Genomic DNA, 16,069 nt, shown 5'->3' on the forward strand with positions numbered 1-16,069 from the left:
GCGCCTGGGGAGCGGCGGGCGCGAACAGCTTCCCCGCCATGGCGTCGGCGACGGTGGCGCTCCCCTCCCGCAGCACGCGCTCCGCGGTCTCTAGCCGGCCGCGCGCCTGCTCCGGGGTGTCGGCCTGCGCGCGGGTGTTCACCAGCGCGAGCGCCCGCACCCGCTCCGGGTGCCGCCGCGCGAAGGCGAAGGCCACGTAGCCCCCCATCGACATCCCCGCCAGCACCACGGGCCGCGTCTCCCCCAGGGCGTCGAGCAGCCGCGCGAGGTCGTCCGCGTGGTCGTCCATCCCCGCGTCCGGCGTCGCCGCGCTGCCGCCGTGGCCCCGCAGGTCGGGGACGATGCAGCGCCATCCGCCGCCCAGCCGCTCGACGACGGGGTGCCAGAGCGCCCCGGAGAGCGGGAAGCCGTGCGCGAAGAGCACCGGCTCTCCCTCCCCGAACACCTCGTGGCGCAGCGTCGCTCCGTTGACGGTCTCCTCCATGCGCGTCTCCCCTCCGCTGGCTCGCCCGCCGCTACGCGCCCGCGATCTCCCGGAGCTGCTCCGCGGAGAGCCGGTACGTGAACCAGTCGCTCATGCGGCGCGCCCCCAGCCGGTCGTAGAAGTCGATGGCGAGCTGGTTCCAGTCCAGCACCTGCCACTCCATCCGCCCGTAGCCCTTCCGCGCCGCCTCGCCCGCGTGGAAGCGGAAGAACGCGGAGGCGATCCCGTTGCGCCGCGTCTCCGGGAGCACGAACAGGTCCTCCAGGTACAGCGTGGGGAGGGCGAGAAAGGACGAGTAGGTGTCCAGCGTGATCGTGTAGGCCGCCGCGCGCCCCTCCAGCTCCGCCAGGTGCACGCGGATGCGCGGCTCCGGCCCGAAGGCGTCGCGCAGCAGCCGCTCGCGGGCCTCCGGGGTGGGGCGGTCCAGCTTCTCGTAGTCGGCCAGGGCGTCCACCAGCGCCAGGAAGGCGTCCGCGTCGTCAGCGGACGCGGGGCGGATCCGGATCGGGTCAGGCATTCTCGGGCGCGGGGCGGGCGGCCTGTCTCGGCGCGCGGTAGAGGGTGACGGCGGTCGTCTCCTCCAGGAGGTACCGCTTCCCTCCGGGCGGGAGGACGTGGTCGGCCGCGTGCTCCACGGCCAGCACCGGGGCGAAGGGCTTCGCCTGCCACCCCTCGATCAGCCGGTCCAGCATCCGCGAGCCGTAGGGCGGGTCCGCGAAGGCCAGGTCGTAGCTCCCCGGCTCCAGCGCCGCGGCGAAGCGGAGCGCGTCCTTCTTGAAGATCCGCGTCCGCTCCCGCACCCGCAGCGCGGCCACGTTGGCCTTCAGCGCGTGCAGGCTGGCGGGGCGGTCCTCCACGAAGTCCGCCGAGCGCGCCCCCCGCGACATCGCCTCCAGCCCGAGCGCCCCCGTCCCCGCGAACAGGTCGAGGACGCGGGCGCCCTCCACGTACGGCTCCACCATCGCCATCCAGGCGTCGCGCACCCCCTCTGCCGTGGGGCGCACCCGGCGGTCCGGCGGCGAGGTCAGGTGCCGCCCCGCCCACTTCCCTCCCACGATCCTCACCGGCCCTCCCCGTCTGGAAGCTTCACGATGCCGCCTGCTTCAGCCGCTCCCTCCACTCCCCCTCGTCCCACCCGAGCGAGAGCAGGTTCCCGGAGCGGAGCAGCGGGGTGCGGAGGAGCCCCGGGTCCTCTTCCAGCAGCGGGAGGATCCGCGCCTCGGAGACGTGCGCCACGTGCAGGCCGCGGTCGCGGAAGCGCTTCCCCTCCCGGTCCAGCAGCGCCTCCGCGCCGAACTTCTGCGCGAAGCGCTTCAGCTCCCCCTGCGAGGCCGCCTTCACCGCGAGGTCGACGAAGTGCGTCCTGATCCGCCGCTCCTTGAAGAACCGCAGCGCCTTCTGCGACTCCTTGCACTTCTTCGTACCGAAGATCTGGACTTCCATGCTCCTTCCGGTCTGGAGACTTTACCGCTACCCCGCCACGGCCTGGCGTCGGCGCTCCGCGCTGCCCGCCGCTGCAGGCTCTTCCCTGGTCGCTGTCCCCTGTTCCCTCTCCCTGCCGTTCCGCGCGAGCCGGTCCACGCCCCAGGCGAGCCCCAGGTGCACCGGGAGGGTGAAGGCGATCATCGTGCCGTTGACCTGGTCCAGCCCCGGGAGAGCCTGCAGCACGAAGCCGGCGACGGACAGCGCCGCCACGGTGAGCGCCAGCACCCGTGCCGGGCGGGCCGCCCAGCGGGCCCCGAGGGCGAGCGCGGGGACGAGCACCACCAGCGCGAGCGACAGCGGGTCGAACTGGAACAGGTTCTCGTTGCGGTAGGCGATCTGGTGGTTGGTGAGCGTCCACAGCGCCAGGAGGAGCGCCCCGCCGACGCCGGACACCAGCGACCAGAACCCGCCCAGCGCCGCGAAGCCGGCACGCGCCGCGCGCGACCGCCGCGCCGCCGACCCGAGACCGGCCAGCGCGCCGCCCAGCGCCAGCCCGGCGAGCAGGTACCAGGGGAGCCAGAAGGGCGGCTCCGCCCTCTCCGGCTCCCGGCCGACCGCGGTGAAGAGCGTGTGCTCCGCGGCCACCAGCGGCACCATCCGCCCGCTCTCGTCCGGCACCCGCACGGTGCGAACCTGCTCCTGCACCTTCCCCGGGAGGAACATCTCCTCCCACGCGTCGATCGGCCGGTCCGCCGCGGGGCCCAGGCCGCCCAGGAGGCCGAAGTAGGCGGGCCTGTCCTCCGCGATCAGCCGCTCGCTGTGCCAGCGGTAGGTGGTCCCCGTCGGCTCGCCCATGGTGGCGGCGCGCAGGCGGCCGCCGATCACCCGGTCGATCACGTCGCGGATGCGCGTGGAGCAGTTGTCGCGGTAGTAGTCGTACAGGTACTCGCGGTTCTCCGGGCGCGCGTTCCACTCCAGGAAGGCCTGCAGCTCCGCCTTCTGCGCCGGGGTGAGGTTCAGCTCCTGCGCCTGGACCGAGCGGTTGAAGTGGCGGTACTGGTACATCGTCCGGTCGATGTCCGACACGCCCAGCTCGTACAGCCAGTTCCCCTTGAGAAAGCGCTGCCAGTACCCCGGGGAGTTGAAGTCGAACAGCCCGTAGTTGTAGACGTAGTCGGTCCCCGCCACCGGGTCGTGGATCCAGATGGCGTTGTGCCCGAACTTCTCCCACACCATGTCTCCCTGCCCCATGGTGACCAGGAACACATCGAGCTCCGAGCCGGGCGCCGCACCCGCGGACGGAGCCGGAGCCGCCTGCGCGGCGAGCGGCGCGGGGGCGAGCGCCGCCAGCACCAGCGCGAAGACCGTGAGCGCGCGGCGCAGGGGCGCGCGGAGGGTGTGGGAGAGGTCCTGCATCTTCTCTGTTTCCGGGGAGTTGGAGAGCCGGATCCGGTCCCGGCGGGCTTGATACTCCGGCGGGCCGCGAAAGTTACCCACGCGGCGGGACGGGAGGAAGCCTCCGCGCCCCTGTCCGGCATACGCGGCGCGGCGTACTTTGCGGGTCGCGGGCGGCGTCCGGGGCGCCCGCGCGGCGGACGCGAACCACCAGGCGCGAGGGGGCGGAGCATGTTCAGGGAAGACCTGCTGCGGGACAGGACGGTGCTGGTCACCGGGGGGGGATCGGGGCTGGGCCTCTCCATGTCGAAGAAGTTCGCGGCGCTGGGCGCGCGGGTCGCCATCACCGGGCGGAGCGAGGAGCGGCTGGCCGGGGCGGCGCGCGAGATCGACCCCACGGGGGAGCGCGTCTTCACCCATCCCTGCGACGTCCGCGACTTCGCGCAGGTGGAGGCCACGGCCGCCGCGGTGGACGAGCGCTTCGGCGGCATCGACGTGCTGGTGAACAACGCCGCCGGGAACTTCCTGGCCGCCACCGAGGACCTTTCCCCGGGCGGCTTCAACGCGGTGGTGCAGACCGTCCTCTACGGCACCTTCAACGCGACGCTGGCGGTGGGGCGCGGCATGATCGCGCGCGGCCGGGGCGGGAGCGTCCTCAACATCGTCACCACCTACGCCTGGACCGGCTCCGCCTTCGTCGTCCCCTCCGCGGCCGGGAAGGCGGGGGTGCTCGCCATGACGCGCTCGCTGGCGGTGGAGTGGGCCACCTACGGGATCCGGGTGAACGCCATCGCCCCCGGCCCGTTCCCCACCGAGGGGGCGTGGAGCGCGCTGATGCCGACCCCGGAGATCGAGGCCGAGGCGAAGGCCCGCATCCCCATGGGGCGCTTCGGCGACCACGACGAGCTGGCCAACCTGGCCGCCTTCCTGGTCTCGGACGGCGCCCCCTTCGTCAACGGGGAGTGCGTCGTCATCGACGGCGGCGAGTGGATCGCCTCCGGCGGCGAGTTCAACGGGCTCACCCGCATCCCGCGCGACGGGCTCAAGGCGGCGCTCGGGGCGATGCGGGGAGGGCGCGGGAAGTGAAGGCCGCGCTCCTCGCCATCGGCGACGAGATCGTAGCCGGCCTCACCACGGACACCAACTCCGGCTTCCTGGCGGAGCAGCTCCGCTCGGTCGGGGTGGAGCCCGTCGCCGGCTTCGCCGCGCCCGACGACGAGGCCGCCATGGCGCGGGCCTTCGAGCGCGCGCTGGCCGAGGCGGACCTCGCTCTTTCCACGGGCGGGCTGGGCCCCACGGCGGACGACCTCACCACCGCCGTGGTCGCCCGGCTCGCGGGGCGCCCCCTCCGCCTGGACGATCCCTCGCTGGCCCTGATCGAGGAGCGCTTCCGCGGCCGCGGCATCCCCATGCCGGAGAACAACGTCAAACAGGCGCTCTTCCCGGAGGGGAGCACCATCGTCCCCAACCCCATCGGCACCGCGCCCGGCTTCATCTGCCCGGTGGGGCGCGGCGGGGCCATCCGCCACGTGGTCTGCCTTCCCGGCGTCCCGCACGAGATGAAGCGCATGGCCGTGGAAACGGTCCTCCCCTGGCTGGAGGGCCTCAACCCCGGACGCCGCTTCGCCTCGCGCGTGTTCAGCACCTTCGGCCTGGCGGAGAGCCGGCTGGACGAGCTGCTGGCCGGCGTGGTCGCCCCGGACGAGGCGCGCCTGGCCTTCCGCGCGGCCTTCCCGCGGATCCAGGCGCGCGTCACCGTTTCCGGAGCCCCGGAGGAGGACCTGGAGGCCCGGCTGGACGCGCTGGAGGCGCGGGTGCGGGAGCGCCTGGGGAGCCACGTCTACGCCGTGGGCGACGAGGGGATGGAGGAGACGGTCGGAAAGCTCCTCCGCGAGCGCGGGCTGACCCTCGCGGTGGCGGAGTCGTGCACCGGCGGGCTGATCGGCGACCGCATCACGGACGTCCCCGGCAGCTCGGAGCACTTCCTCCTGGGCGTGGTGAGCTACTCCAACGAGGCCAAGGAGCGGATGCTCGGCGTCCGCCCGGAGACGCTGCGGGAGTTCGGCGCGGTGAGCACACAGACGGCGGAGGAGATGGCGGCCGGGGTCCGCCGGATCTCCGGCGCCGCGCTGGGGCTCGCCACCACCGGGATCGCCGGCCCGGGGGGCGGCACCCCGGAGAAGCCCGTGGGGACGGTGTGCGTCGCCCTCGCCTGGGAGGGCGGCTCGTGGTCGCGCCGCTACGAGCTGGGCGAGCGCAGCCGCGACTGGGTGAAGGGTATGACGGCGCAGGTGGCGCTCGACCGGGTGCGCCGCTGGCTCCTGGGGGAAGCCGACGTCTGACGCTTGACCGCCGGGCGTATCGTGCGTATCGTGTGTACACACGATACGCACGGGAGGCAGGGATGATCATCCGCATGGGCGCCCGCGAGGCGCGGCAGAAGCTCTCCGAGCTGGTCGGGCGCGTCCACTACGGGGGCGACACGGTGATCCTGGAAAGCTCCGGGAAGCCCATGGCCGCCGTCGTGCCGCTCGAGATGTACGACCGGATGATGGCCGAGCGCGAGGCCCGGTTCCGCGTCATCGACGAGATCCACGCGAAGATGCCGCAGGTGCCGGTGGAGGAGGCCGAGGCAGACATCGCCGAAGCGATCGCGGCCGTAAGGAAGCGGAACGCTGTCCGCACCGTCCTCGTCACCGGCGCCAGCGCCGGGATTGGCGCCGCCTGCGCCCGCGCCTTCGCCGGGGCGGGAGGGCGCCTCGTCCTCGCCGCGCGCCGCACCGACCGCCTGGAGGAGCTCGCCGCCGAGCTGCGGGACGAGCACGGCGCCGAGTCGCACCTGCTGGAGCTGGACGTGCGCGACGCGGACGCCGTGTCCGCAGCCGTCGACGGCCTCCCCGCGGAGTGGACGGAGATCGACGTGCTGGTGAACAACGCCGGGCTCGGCCGCGGACTGGAGAGGGTGCAGGAGGGGAGCCCCGCCGAGTGGGACGAGATGGTGGACACCAACGTGAAGGGGCTCCTCTACGTCACCCGCGCCGTGGTGCCGGGGATGGTGGCGCGCGGACGCGGGCACGTGGTCAACATCGGCTCGGTGGCGGGGCACGAGGTGTACCCCGGCGGCGCCGTGTACTGCGCCACCAAGCACGCCGTGGACGCCATCACGAAGGGGCTGCGGATGGACCTCCTGGGCACCGGGGTGCGCGTCAGCACGGTGGACCCGGGGATGGTGGAGACGGAGTTCAGCGTGGTGCGCTTCCGCGGCGACCGCGAGCGCGCCGACCGCGTCTACGCCGGGATGACCCCGCTCGCCCCCAACGACGTCGCCGACGCCGTGCTCTGGTGCGCCACCCGCCCCCCCCACGTCAACATCGACGAGATCGTCGTCAAGCCCACCGCGCAGGCCTCGGCGACCCTGGTGCACAGGGACTGACGAGTGCGAAAGTGCGCGAGTGCGGAAGTGCGTGAGTGAACGGAACCGGGAGGTTCGGAGTACCGGGGACGGAACGCCTTCGCCCGGCACGGTTTCCCTCTGCCGCCTGCAGCACCCCACCGCATGTTCTACGTCCGCATCGCCCTGGGGATCCTGGCCTTCGTGGCCGCGTCCGTCTACGGGATCGCCATCGCGCTCTTCCGGCGTGACCGGAGCCGTGTCGCCAGCGACTACGCGCACCTCCTGGCGCGGCTCCAGCAGCCGGTGCTCGGGCTGCGCGTCCGCATCACCGGCGAGGAGAAGCTGCACGCCCACCGCCCCTGCATCTTCATCGCCAACCACCAGAGCGTGCTGGACGTGCCCATCCTGGCGCAGGCCTTCGCGCCGGGGTCGGTGGTGGTCGCCAAGAAGGAGCTGCGGAGCATCCCCTTCTTCGGCTGGCTGTACGTGGCGACCGGGAACATCCTGATCGACCGCGCGGACAACCGCAGCGCGGTGGGGAGGCTCAAGGAGGTGGAGGATGCCATCCTCCGGCGGAAGGTGGCGGTGTGGATCTTCCCGGAGGGGACGCGGGGGAAGGAGGCGGGGCGGCTCCTCCCCTTCAAGAAGGGGGCGTTCCACATGGCCGTGGCGACCGGAGCGCCGCTGGTGCCGGTGGTCGTCTCTCCCCTCAGGCCGCGAATGGACATCCCGGCGCGCCGCCTGGAGCCGGGCAACGTGGAGATCCGCGTCCTCGATCTCATCCCCACCGCCGGCCTGGGCGAGGCCGACGTGGTCCCCCTGATGAACGAAGCGCGGGGCCGCATGGCCGCCGCGCTCTCGGACATGGGGGTGGCGAGGGGCCTTCCCCCCGCTCCCGCCCAGGAGACGGAGGTACTCTCCACCCCCTCCGCACGGCCGTAGGCGCGCCGGGGCCCGCCGGCTCCTACCGCCGCTCCCCGCGCCCGAACGCGGCCTGCACGCGCTCCTCCACCAGCGGGTCCACCGCACCCCCCATGTACGCCGGGAGCGCCGCGACGTCGTCCCCGCTCAGGTCGCGGATCCAGATGTCCTTGCTCCGCTCCTGCAGGTCCACCGCCTCGGCGGGGACGAGCACGTGGCGGTCCTCCTTGAGCGTGAACAGGTCGTCGTCCAGGTCCACGTCCAGGTAGCGGATCTTCATCGCGCCGGGGTCCACCAGCATCTCGCTCACCTTCCCCACCCGGCGCCGGTCGGCGGCGTATACCTCCCAGCCCCGCAGGTCCGGAGCCCCCGCCGCCAGCTTGAAGTCCTTCGCCTCCTTGAGGGGGACGACCCGCACCTCCCCCGGCATGGTTGCGGGCGCGGCGGCCCCGCCGCCCCCGCCGCCGTAGAAGCGTGGATAGGAGCGCCCCAGCTCGTCCAGCATCTCCGCTGTGAGGGGCCGGTTCGGCTCGTACTCGGGGAGCCCCCGCACCTCGTCGCGCGTCCAGCGCACCACCATGGCGTCCTCGCCCCAGTCCACCTGCGACACGGGAAGGAGCACGTGACCCCGCCGGAAGATCCCGAAGTCCACCGCCAGGAAGCGCACCCTGCCGCTCCGGTCGATCAGCAGGTCGCTCACCGTGCCGAGCTTCTCCCCCTGCGAGTCCCACACCTGCCACCCGATGAATTCGCGCGTGCGCAGCACCTCCGCCCGCGGCCCGACGCTCTCCGCCATGTGTGTCATCCCCGTCTCAGGGTTCGCTCCGCCACCCTCGCCCGACGGGCGTTGGGCACTGCAATCCGCGGTCCCGCCCGCGGAACCCAGGCCGGCACAGGTGTATCTTATTGAGCCGCGGCTACCTACATGGCCGCGGCCTTGTTTTGTGAGAACCAAGGGAGGGGATCGATGTCGGATCGGGATTACCTGGTGCGCGCCACGGCGCTCGATGAGCGCGTGCGCGCCTTCGCGCTGAACGCCACCGGCGTGGTGAAGCAGCTTCAGGAGCGGCACGGCACGTACCCCGCGGTCAGCGCCGCGCTCGGGCGCACGGCGATGGGGGCGCTCCTGCTGAGCGCGGCGTCGCTCAAGGAGGAGGACCAGGCGCTCAGCGTCGAGGTGCGCGGCGGCGGCCCGGTGGGGCGGATCATCGTCACCGCCAACGGGCGCGGCGAGGTGCGCGGGCTGGTGAGCAACCCCCGCGTGCACGCCGAGAGCGTCCGCCCGGGGAAGCTCAACGTGGCGGGGGTGGTGGGGAGCTCCGGCTACCTTTCCGTCACCAAGAACCTGGGGATGCGCGACCCCTACCAGGGGACGGTGGAGCTGCAGTCCGGCGAGATCGGCGAGGACCTGGCCTTCTACCTCGCGCGGAGCGAGCAGACGCCCTCGGCGGTGGGGATCGGGGTGTTCGTGGTCCCGGACGGCAGCGTGGAGGCCGCGGGCGGGTACCTGATCCAGCTCCTCCCGGGGCTGGACGAGGACGAGATCATCGCCATCGAGAAGCGGATCGCCGCGCTCCCGCACCCCACCACGCTGATCCGCGAGGGGACCACCCCCGAGGAGGTGCTGGAGCGCATCTTCCCGGAGGGCTTCGCCCTGCTGGACCGCTATCCGGTGCGCTTCCACTGCCCCTGCTCGCGCGAGCGCTTCGAGCGCGCCATCGTCAGCCTGGGGGAGGCCGAGGTCGCGCGGATCATCGAGGAGGAGGAGCAGCCCTTCACCGAGGTGGTGTGCCACTTCTGCAACGAGGCGTACCACTTCTCCCCGGAGGACATGCGGGAGATCCTGCGCGAGGCGTCGTAGACGGCGAGTGCGGAAGTGCGAAGTGCGGAAGTGCGAGAGTGGCTCCTCTCGTGCTTCCGCACTTTTCTGTTTCCTGCACACCTCTCGCCCTGAGCGGGGTCACTCCGCCGCGTTCAGGCGCAGAGAGCGCAGGGTCTCCATGACCGTCTCCCGCTCCTCGTCCTCCTCCCCGGCCGCGCAGGAGTAGGTGGCGAACACCAGCGTTCCCGGGGCCGTCGCCACCCCCACCAGCCAGAAGGTCTCGCCCTCGTCGGACTCCTCGTCCTCGCTCACGTACTCGCAGACGGCCAGGTCGGCGCCGCCCTCCAGCTCCAGGTCCTCGACCTCGTCCTCCTCCAGCTCCACCCCCTGCTCCTCCAGGAAGGAGTAGAGCTCCTCCGCCGGGTCCGGGAACTCGCCTTCCGGCTGCGGGACCCCCACCAGGTTCAGCACCCCCGCGCCGTCCGGGTGCGCGAGCTCCGCCCCGCCCACCTCCGGGTCGTGCTCGGCATACCACCCGTCCGGCACCCGCACGTCGAAGCCGCCCCCCGGGTCGGTGTACCGCCGCTCTTCCGCCATGGTCGCTCGCGTCCGTGGTCCGTGCCGTTGCCCGGCGTCAACATGTGCCGCTCCCGCCCCGCAGGCAAGCCATCCCCGCCAGGAGAGCCGCTCCCGGAGGTGACGCGGCCGGGGGTTCCGTCGTCAGTTTCACGAGCGCCGGAAACCTGCACCGGGCCAGCCCGGATGCGCTTGTCAAGACCGGCACGGAACCTGCCACCGATACCCCCAGGCGTGCCTGCCGGCGCGCCGCTCCCGCCCCGGCACGGAGGTGCTTATTCGCGCTTTAGGTGTCAGTCTCGTAGCAATCGCAGCCATCGTGGCCAGCCTGACCGTCGTGAAGCAGCGCCATGAAGAGCGCGGCTCCGATGAAAGCCCCAGGCAGGAGCCTTCGCAGGCTGCGGTGGACCTGGACGGGATCCGCGCGGCCGGCTTCTGAGCCCGCCCCTCCGGTTCCGGGTCGGCGCCCCGTTCGCTTTCGGCGACCTGGCACCCAAATCAATGCGCTTCCCGTGGCACTCGATCAGTAAGACGGGTTGAAATAAGCACTTAGGAGTGTTATATTGTTCTCGCGAAGTTGAATTCTTGCCATGACGACGCGCGGCCGACGACCTGTTCTGTCTGCCGCGCTCGTCTTGACACGAACGGGAGATAGAGCGAGTGCAGAATCGAGACGAGCAGAACGGCCTCCGCCCCCTCGGCGTCCGCGAGCTGCTGCAGAAGCGCGGCGTCCGCGCGCTCCTGGCGACCGTCGCCGTGACCCAGGTGGCGATCACCGTGCAGGCCGTGGATGCGCGGAAGCAGGATGCCGCCCGGCCCGCGCCGGCCGCGAGCTTCGCGGCCAGCCCGGTTCTGCCGCCCGTGGTGGTGAGCGAGCTCGCCATGGAAGAGCCGGCGTCCGCGGTGCTGGCCGACGCCAAGGCCAAGTCGCTGGCCCGGAAGTACAAGGGCAAGGGCTACCCGGTCACCGAGCAGCTCGCCATGAGCATCGTGGACGCCGCGCTGGAGTACGGGATCGAGCCGGAGATGGCGTTCGGGCTGGTGCGGGCCGAGAGCGGGTTCCGCAACAGCGCCACCAGCCACGTGGGCGCCGTCGGGCTGACGCAGCTCATGCCGCGCACCGCGCGCTGGCTGGAGCCGGGGGTCACCACGCGCGACCTGCGCGACAGCGAGACGAACCTTCGGATCGGGCTGGGCTACCTCCGTAAGCTTCTCGACAAGTACGAGGGGAACGAGCGCCTGGCGCTCCTCGCCTACAACCGCGGCCCCGGCACCGTGGACCGGGTGCTGAAGCGCGGCGGGAACCCCGACAACGGGTACGTCGAGAAGGTCATGGCGGACTGAGGACCGCCGCCCCGCCCGGGTGTGGGGAAATGCGAAGCGAGCCGTGAAATGCAATGGGCGGCGCCAGGTGCTGGCGCCGCCCGTTGCGCGTTCCCGGTCCCCCGGCCGCCTACCCGGTCCCGGGATCCCCGCCGGCGCGGACCAGCGACGCGCGGCCGACGGCCGCGGCCGAGGTGCACCCCGCCAGCCCCAGGGTGAGGTCGAAGTCCGCGGCCACGTTGCGGACGGTCTCCCGCACCCCCGCCTCGCCCGCGACGGCGAGCCCGTACGCGTAGGGGCGCCCCAGGCACACGGCGGTGGCCCCCAGGGCGAGGGCCTTGAACACGTCGGCCCCGGTGCGGACGCCGCTGTCGAAGAGCACCGGCACCCGGGCGCCCACGGCCTCCACCACGCCCGGGAGCGCCTCCAGCGCGCCGATGGCGCCGTCCACCTGGCGCCCGCCGTGGTTGGAGACGATCACCCCGTCCATCCCCCGCTCCAGCGCCATGCGGGCGTCGTCCGGGTGGAGGATCCCCTTGAGCAGGATGGGGAGGCGCGTCCGGTCGCGGAGGAAGCCCAGGTCGTCCCAGGTGAGCGAGGGGCGCGAGTAGGTGGCGATGAAGCGCTGCACGGCGGCCCGCGGCGCGCCGGAGCGGAGCTTCTCCCGCAGGCCGGCGTCGGGGTACTTCCGCATCATCCCGGCGAAGGCGCGCAGGGAGGCCAGGTTGACGGCCGGCTTCTCGGCGGGGGGCGCGTCCAGCGGCTCGGCCAGGCTGGCGCGGAAGACGGGGTCGCTGGTGTACTGCGCGATCCCCATCCCCCGCAGGAAGGGGAGGTAGCCCAGGTCCAGGTCGCGCGGGCGCCACCCCAGTATGGTGGTGTCCAGGGTGAGCACGAGGGCGGAGCAGCCGCACGCCTCCGCGCGCCGCACGAAGCTGGCGACCAGGTCGTCGGAGCGGCTCCAGTAGAGCTGGAACCAGCGGGGCGCGTCGCCCATGGCGCGGGCGCAGGCCTCCATGGGGTGGGATGCCTGGTTGGAGAAGATCATCGGCACCCCCTCCGCGGCGGCGGCCCGCGCCACCGCCAGGTCGGCCTCGGGGTGCGCCATCTCCAGCACGCCGATGGGCGCCAGGAGGAGCGGCGCGGGGAGCCGCGCGCCGAACAGCTCCACGGAGGTGTCCCGCACCGACACGTCCCGCAGCATCCGGGGGACGATCCTCCAGCGCTCGAAGGCGTCGCGGTTGGCGCGCATGGTGCTCTCCGTCCCCGCGCCCCCCGCGACGTACGCGAAGCCCTCGGGCGACATGGCCCGGCGGGCCTCCTCCTCCAGCCGCGCCGGGTCGATCGGCACCAGGGGAGGCCGCCCGCCCACCCCCGCCACGAAGATCCCCGCCTGCCGCGCCCGGCCGGCGTCCCGCCCCGCGTGCTCGCTCATCGTGTCCGTCCTCCGCGCCCGTCGTGGGATGGAAGAGCTACAGCACCGGCCCCGCGTCGCCGGGGATCATCACCTCGCGCGCCAGCGAGACCGGGAGCCCCAGGCGCAGGAAGGTGTCGTGGAACTCCCGGAGCGAGAACGGCTTCCCCTGCGACTCCAGGCGTCGGCGGTAGTCCTCGCGCAGCTTCAGGATCTGCATCCGGCCCAGCGCGTAGTACAGGTAGGTGGGGTCCGACGTCCCACGCTGCACCTCGCGCAGCGCCGGGAACGGGGCGAAGTAGGCGATCTCCTGGTAGCGCTCCGCCGCGTCCTCCACCGACCCGCCGTAGGCGTGCATCGCCAGCCCGGCGTGCCAGCGCGCGTGCCGCTGCAGCGCGCGCCGGAGCTGCCCCAGCCGCACCGCGGGGTCCCCACCGCCCAGCCCCTCGTCCACCATCATCTGCTCGGCGTAGTGCGCCCACCCCTCCACCAGCGAGGACGGGGTGAACACCTTGCGCACCTCGGTGGGGACCTGCTGCTCGTACAGGAGCTGGACGAAGTGGCCCGGCATGGCCTCGTGCACCGTGATGCCCAGCAGACCCGGGTAGTTGAAGTACGTCATGTGCTGGGCCTTCTGCTCCGGCGTCCAGGCGGGGTCCACGTTGGTGATGTTGTAGTAGGCCTCCGTGGCGGCCGTCTCGAACGGCCCCGGCGTGTCCATGCTGGCGAAGCCGCCGCGCGCGTACGCCGGGGTCTCCCGCACCGTGGGCATCCGCTCCGAGGGGAGGGTGACGATCCCCCGCTCCACGATGAAGCGGCGGATGGTGTCGAGCTGCGCCCGCGCGGTGGCGATCAGCCGCTCCGGCGGCGGGTAGATCCCGGTGATGGAGTCCATCACGGCCGCCGGGTCGCGGCGGGGGTCCACGCGGGCGGCCTCGCGCGCCACCCAGGCCTTGTAGTCGCGGATGGCCCGCTCGTTGACCTCGCGCAGCTCGTCCGCGGACAGGTCCACGTGCTCCTCGTACTTCAGCTTCCGCTCGAACACGTCGCGCCCCAGGCGGAAGTCGCCCTGCGCGCGGGGCGCCAGGTCGTCGCGGAGCCACCCCGCGAACTCCTCCATCCGGGCGGCGGTGCGCAGTCGCGCCGCGTCCCACTCCGCCCGGAGCGCCGGGTCCACCCGCTCCAGCCCCTGCTCCGCCAGCGCGCGGGGGAGATCGCTCCGGAGGAACGACGCGGTCCCCCGCGCGCTCCCCGCCGCGCTCTCGGCCCAGAGCCGCGGGACGTCGCGCAGGTTGGCGCGGGCGGCGGCGAGCACGTCCGGCACCTGCTCCCAGCGCGCCATCATGCTCCGCATCCGCTGGTCGGCAGGCGCGAAGGTGCGCGACGATAGCGCGGAGGTCCCCCCCGACACCGCGCCGACGTACGTGCCCGGATCGCGCTCCCACCCGCGCACCTCCTCCAGCTCCAGGAGCTGCGCCCGGATGGCGTGCTCCAGGACGCGGTGGTCCAGGCGGGCGTCGCCCCGCAGCGCCGCGCGGTCGATCCCCTCCAGGCGCCGCAGCCACCCGTGCAGCGCCTCCCTGCGCCGCTCGATCCCGGCGCGCGAGAGGTCCTGCAGCCGGTCGTCGTGGCGGTGGATCCCCAGCCGGGTGGCCCGGACGGGGCTGGCCTCGTAGTACCAGTCCAGGAACTCGCGGGCGAAGCGATCGTACTCCGCCTGCGCGCCCGCCGCGGCGGCCTGCGGCGCGCCCGCCGGGGCGGCCTGCCGGGGGGCGGGGGCGCACGCCGCCAGCAGGGTGGCGGCGCAGAGGAGTGCTGCGGAGGTGCGGCGGAGCGTCATCGATTGCGTGGATCCGGGTGCGTCGCGGAGAGGGGGCAGACCCGCGGAAGGTAAGGCTCCCCCGCCCCTCCCCGCCACCCGCGCGGACCCCGTACGCCCGAGCGGGTGTAGACCGCGGCGGCACTGGGGGTTGCGGCCCGCCGGATCCGGGTTATCCATTCAGGACACCTGTCGAAACGTCCGACGGCTCGAACGCCGCTCGGGAGCCGCCGCGCGGCGCCCCGGGAGGTGCGACCCGTCCGTAACCAGCGACCGAACGCGGATGAAGACCGTCCTCATCGTGGAAGACCAGATCGAGACCCTCGCCATCCACTCGGCGTACCTGGAGCGGCACGGCTACCGGGTCCTCCAGGCGGAGAACGGCGAGGCGGGGGTGGACTCCGCGCGGCGCCACCGGCCGGACATTATCCTCATGGACCTGTCCATCCCCCGGCTCGACGGCTTCGGGGCCACGGAGGCGCTGAAGCGCGACCCGGACACCGGCCACATCCCCATCGTGGTGATGACCGCGTTCGCCTACGGGTCCGTGGGGAAGCGCGCCGTGGCCGCCGGCTGCGACGGCTTCCTCGCCAAGCCGCTGGACCCGCGCCGCGTGCTGCAGGAGGTGCACCGCCGCATCGGCCCCGCGGCGACCCAGGCGAACTGAGCCGGAGGGCGGCGGCTCTCCTTCCCGGGCGGGGGAGGAGAGCGCCGCCCTTGCGTTCAGTCTGGTACTTCGATATCTATCAATATAGATGTTCTTCGAAACGCCTGGCCCGGAGGTGACCGTGTCGGAGCTGGAGATGGAGAGGGCGCTGGCCTTCCTCAAGGCGCTCGCGGACGAGAGCCGGCTGAAGCTGGTGGGGCTGCTGGCGGAGCGGGAGCGCAGCGTCGGCGAGCTGGCCGAGGCGGTGGGGCTGCGCGAACCCACCGTTTCGCACCACCTGGCGAGGCTCGCCCGGGTGGAGCTGGTGGAGATGCGACCGGAGGGGACGACGCACTTCTACCGCCTGCGCGGCGCCACGCTGCAGCAGCTCGGGCGCGAAGTCTTCTCGGCGGAGCGGATCGCCACGCTGGCCGCGCCCACCTCCGAGGACGCCTGGAAGCGCAAGGTGCTGCGGACCTTCCTGGAGGGCGAGCGGCTCACCAAGATCCCGGACACCCGCAAGAAGCGGCAGGTGATCCTGGAGTGGCTGGCGGAGCGCTTCGAGGAGGGAGCGGAGTACCCGGAAGCGCAGGTGAACGAGATCATCCGCCGGCACCACGCGGACACGGCCACGCTCCGCCGCGAGCTGGTGGGCGCCCGCCTGCTGCGACGCGAGAGCGGCGTCTACTGGCGGGTGTCGCCCCAGGAGGCGGAGGCGCCCGCGTGACACGGGCGTTCGACCGGCCGGCAGGCCGCCCGCGGAGTGCCGGAAAACGGGAGGGGCCCGGCGCCACGGCGCCGGGCCCTTTTTGCTTGAGTGTTCCGCTCCCGAACCGGTGCGGAACTGTAT

Annotated in this window: 17 protein-coding genes; 8 read left to right on the forward strand and 9 right to left on the reverse strand. The window is 72.9% G+C overall.

The genetic code is table 11. The features are described 5' to 3' along the window. The 5 genes from VGR37_19090 to VGR37_19110 form a co-directional block, all read right to left on the reverse strand. Window positions 1-484 (reverse strand): alpha/beta fold hydrolase (locus VGR37_19090; protein HEV2149514.1); only part of this gene is annotated, 484 nt, incomplete at its 3' end. 31 nt (window positions 485-515) lie between these two features. Beyond that, entirely contained in the window at window positions 516-1,001 is a 486-nt protein-coding gene (locus VGR37_19095; GenBank protein HEV2149515.1) for a GNAT family N-acetyltransferase, read from the reverse strand. Further along, entirely contained in the window at window positions 994-1,548 is a 555-nt protein-coding gene (locus VGR37_19100; GenBank protein HEV2149516.1) for an RsmD family RNA methyltransferase, read from the reverse strand. Before VGR37_19100 ends, VGR37_19095 begins: the two co-directional genes overlap by 8 nt. Before the next feature lie 22 nt (window positions 1,549-1,570). Next, a complete protein-coding gene (locus VGR37_19105) occupies window positions 1,571-1,927 on the reverse strand; it encodes an ArsC/Spx/MgsR family protein (protein ID HEV2149517.1) in 357 nt (118 codons plus the stop codon). 27 nt (window positions 1,928-1,954) lie between these two features. Beyond that, the gene (locus VGR37_19110) at window positions 1,955-3,325 is read right to left on the reverse strand and encodes a DUF4105 domain-containing protein (protein HEV2149518.1); all 1,371 of its coding nucleotides are present in this window, start codon (window positions 3,323-3,325) and stop codon (window positions 1,955-1,957) included. Window positions 3,326-3,535: 210 nt separating this feature from the next. Between VGR37_19110 and VGR37_19115 the strand changes: the two genes are divergently transcribed. From VGR37_19115 to VGR37_19130, 4 genes are all read left to right on the forward strand, one after another. Beyond that, window positions 3,536-4,390, forward strand: a complete 855-nt coding sequence (locus VGR37_19115; protein ID HEV2149519.1) for an SDR family oxidoreductase — start codon at window positions 3,536-3,538, stop codon at window positions 4,388-4,390. Continuing rightward, window positions 4,387-5,646 (forward strand): competence/damage-inducible protein A, encoded by a 1,260-nt coding sequence (locus VGR37_19120; GenBank protein HEV2149520.1) that lies wholly within the window; start codon window positions 4,387-4,389, stop codon window positions 5,644-5,646. Before VGR37_19115 ends, VGR37_19120 begins: the two co-directional genes overlap by 4 nt. Window positions 5,647-5,708: 62 nt before the next feature. After that, complete coding sequence (locus VGR37_19125; GenBank protein HEV2149521.1) at window positions 5,709-6,737, forward strand: SDR family NAD(P)-dependent oxidoreductase; 1,029 nt, start codon at window positions 5,709-5,711, stop codon at window positions 6,735-6,737. A gap of 123 nt (window positions 6,738-6,860) precedes the next feature. After that, window positions 6,861-7,640: a lysophospholipid acyltransferase family protein gene (locus tag VGR37_19130; protein HEV2149522.1), complete on the forward strand. Its 780-nt coding sequence runs from the start codon at window positions 6,861-6,863 to the stop codon at window positions 7,638-7,640. A gap of 22 nt (window positions 7,641-7,662) precedes the next feature. Here the strand turns inward: VGR37_19130 and VGR37_19135 are convergent, their stop codons facing one another. Continuing rightward, window positions 7,663-8,424, reverse strand: a complete 762-nt coding sequence (locus VGR37_19135; GenBank protein ID HEV2149523.1) for a PRC-barrel domain-containing protein — start codon at window positions 8,422-8,424, stop codon at window positions 7,663-7,665. A gap of 162 nt (window positions 8,425-8,586) precedes the next feature. Between VGR37_19135 and hslO the strand changes: the two genes are divergently transcribed. Then, entirely contained in the window at window positions 8,587-9,480 is an 894-nt protein-coding gene (gene hslO / locus VGR37_19140) for an Hsp33 family molecular chaperone HslO (GenBank protein HEV2149524.1), read from the forward strand. A gap of 99 nt (window positions 9,481-9,579) precedes the next feature. Here hslO and VGR37_19145 read toward each other — a convergent pair whose 3' ends face one another. Continuing rightward, window positions 9,580-10,038 carry a hypothetical protein gene (locus tag VGR37_19145; GenBank protein ID HEV2149525.1) on the reverse strand — a complete coding sequence of 153 codons (459 nt, stop codon included), beginning with the start codon at window positions 10,036-10,038 and terminating at the stop codon, window positions 9,580-9,582. Between the two features lie 639 nt (window positions 10,039-10,677). Here VGR37_19145 and VGR37_19150 point away from each other — a divergent pair. Continuing rightward, window positions 10,678-11,361: a lytic transglycosylase domain-containing protein gene (locus VGR37_19150; GenBank protein HEV2149526.1), complete on the forward strand. Its 684-nt coding sequence runs from the start codon at window positions 10,678-10,680 to the stop codon at window positions 11,359-11,361. A gap of 109 nt (window positions 11,362-11,470) precedes the next feature. Here VGR37_19150 and VGR37_19155 read toward each other — a convergent pair whose 3' ends face one another. Both VGR37_19155 and VGR37_19160 read right to left on the reverse strand, forming a co-directional pair. Beyond that, window positions 11,471-12,775, reverse strand: coding sequence for a lactate 2-monooxygenase (locus VGR37_19155; protein ID HEV2149527.1), 1,305 nt, complete (start codon window positions 12,773-12,775; stop codon window positions 11,471-11,473). A 37-nt stretch (window positions 12,776-12,812) separates the two neighbouring features. After that, complete coding sequence (locus VGR37_19160) at window positions 12,813-14,594, reverse strand: DUF885 domain-containing protein (GenBank protein HEV2149528.1); 1,782 nt, start codon at window positions 14,592-14,594, stop codon at window positions 12,813-12,815. A gap of 262 nt (window positions 14,595-14,856) precedes the next feature. Here VGR37_19160 and VGR37_19165 point away from each other — a divergent pair, with 262 nt between their 5' ends. Next, window positions 14,857-15,240, forward strand: coding sequence for a response regulator (locus VGR37_19165; protein ID HEV2149529.1), 384 nt, complete (start codon window positions 14,857-14,859; stop codon window positions 15,238-15,240). A gap of 88 nt (window positions 15,241-15,328) precedes the next feature. Further along, on the forward strand, window positions 15,329-15,946 hold the full coding sequence (locus VGR37_19170) for a metalloregulator ArsR/SmtB family transcription factor (GenBank protein ID HEV2149530.1): 618 nt from the start codon (window positions 15,329-15,331) through the stop codon (window positions 15,944-15,946). Window positions 15,947-16,069: the final 123 nt, after the last annotated feature.

The sequence above is a fragment of the Longimicrobiaceae bacterium genome (assembly GCA_035936415.1).
Classification (GTDB): domain Bacteria; phylum Gemmatimonadota; class Gemmatimonadetes; order Longimicrobiales; family Longimicrobiaceae; genus JAFAYN01.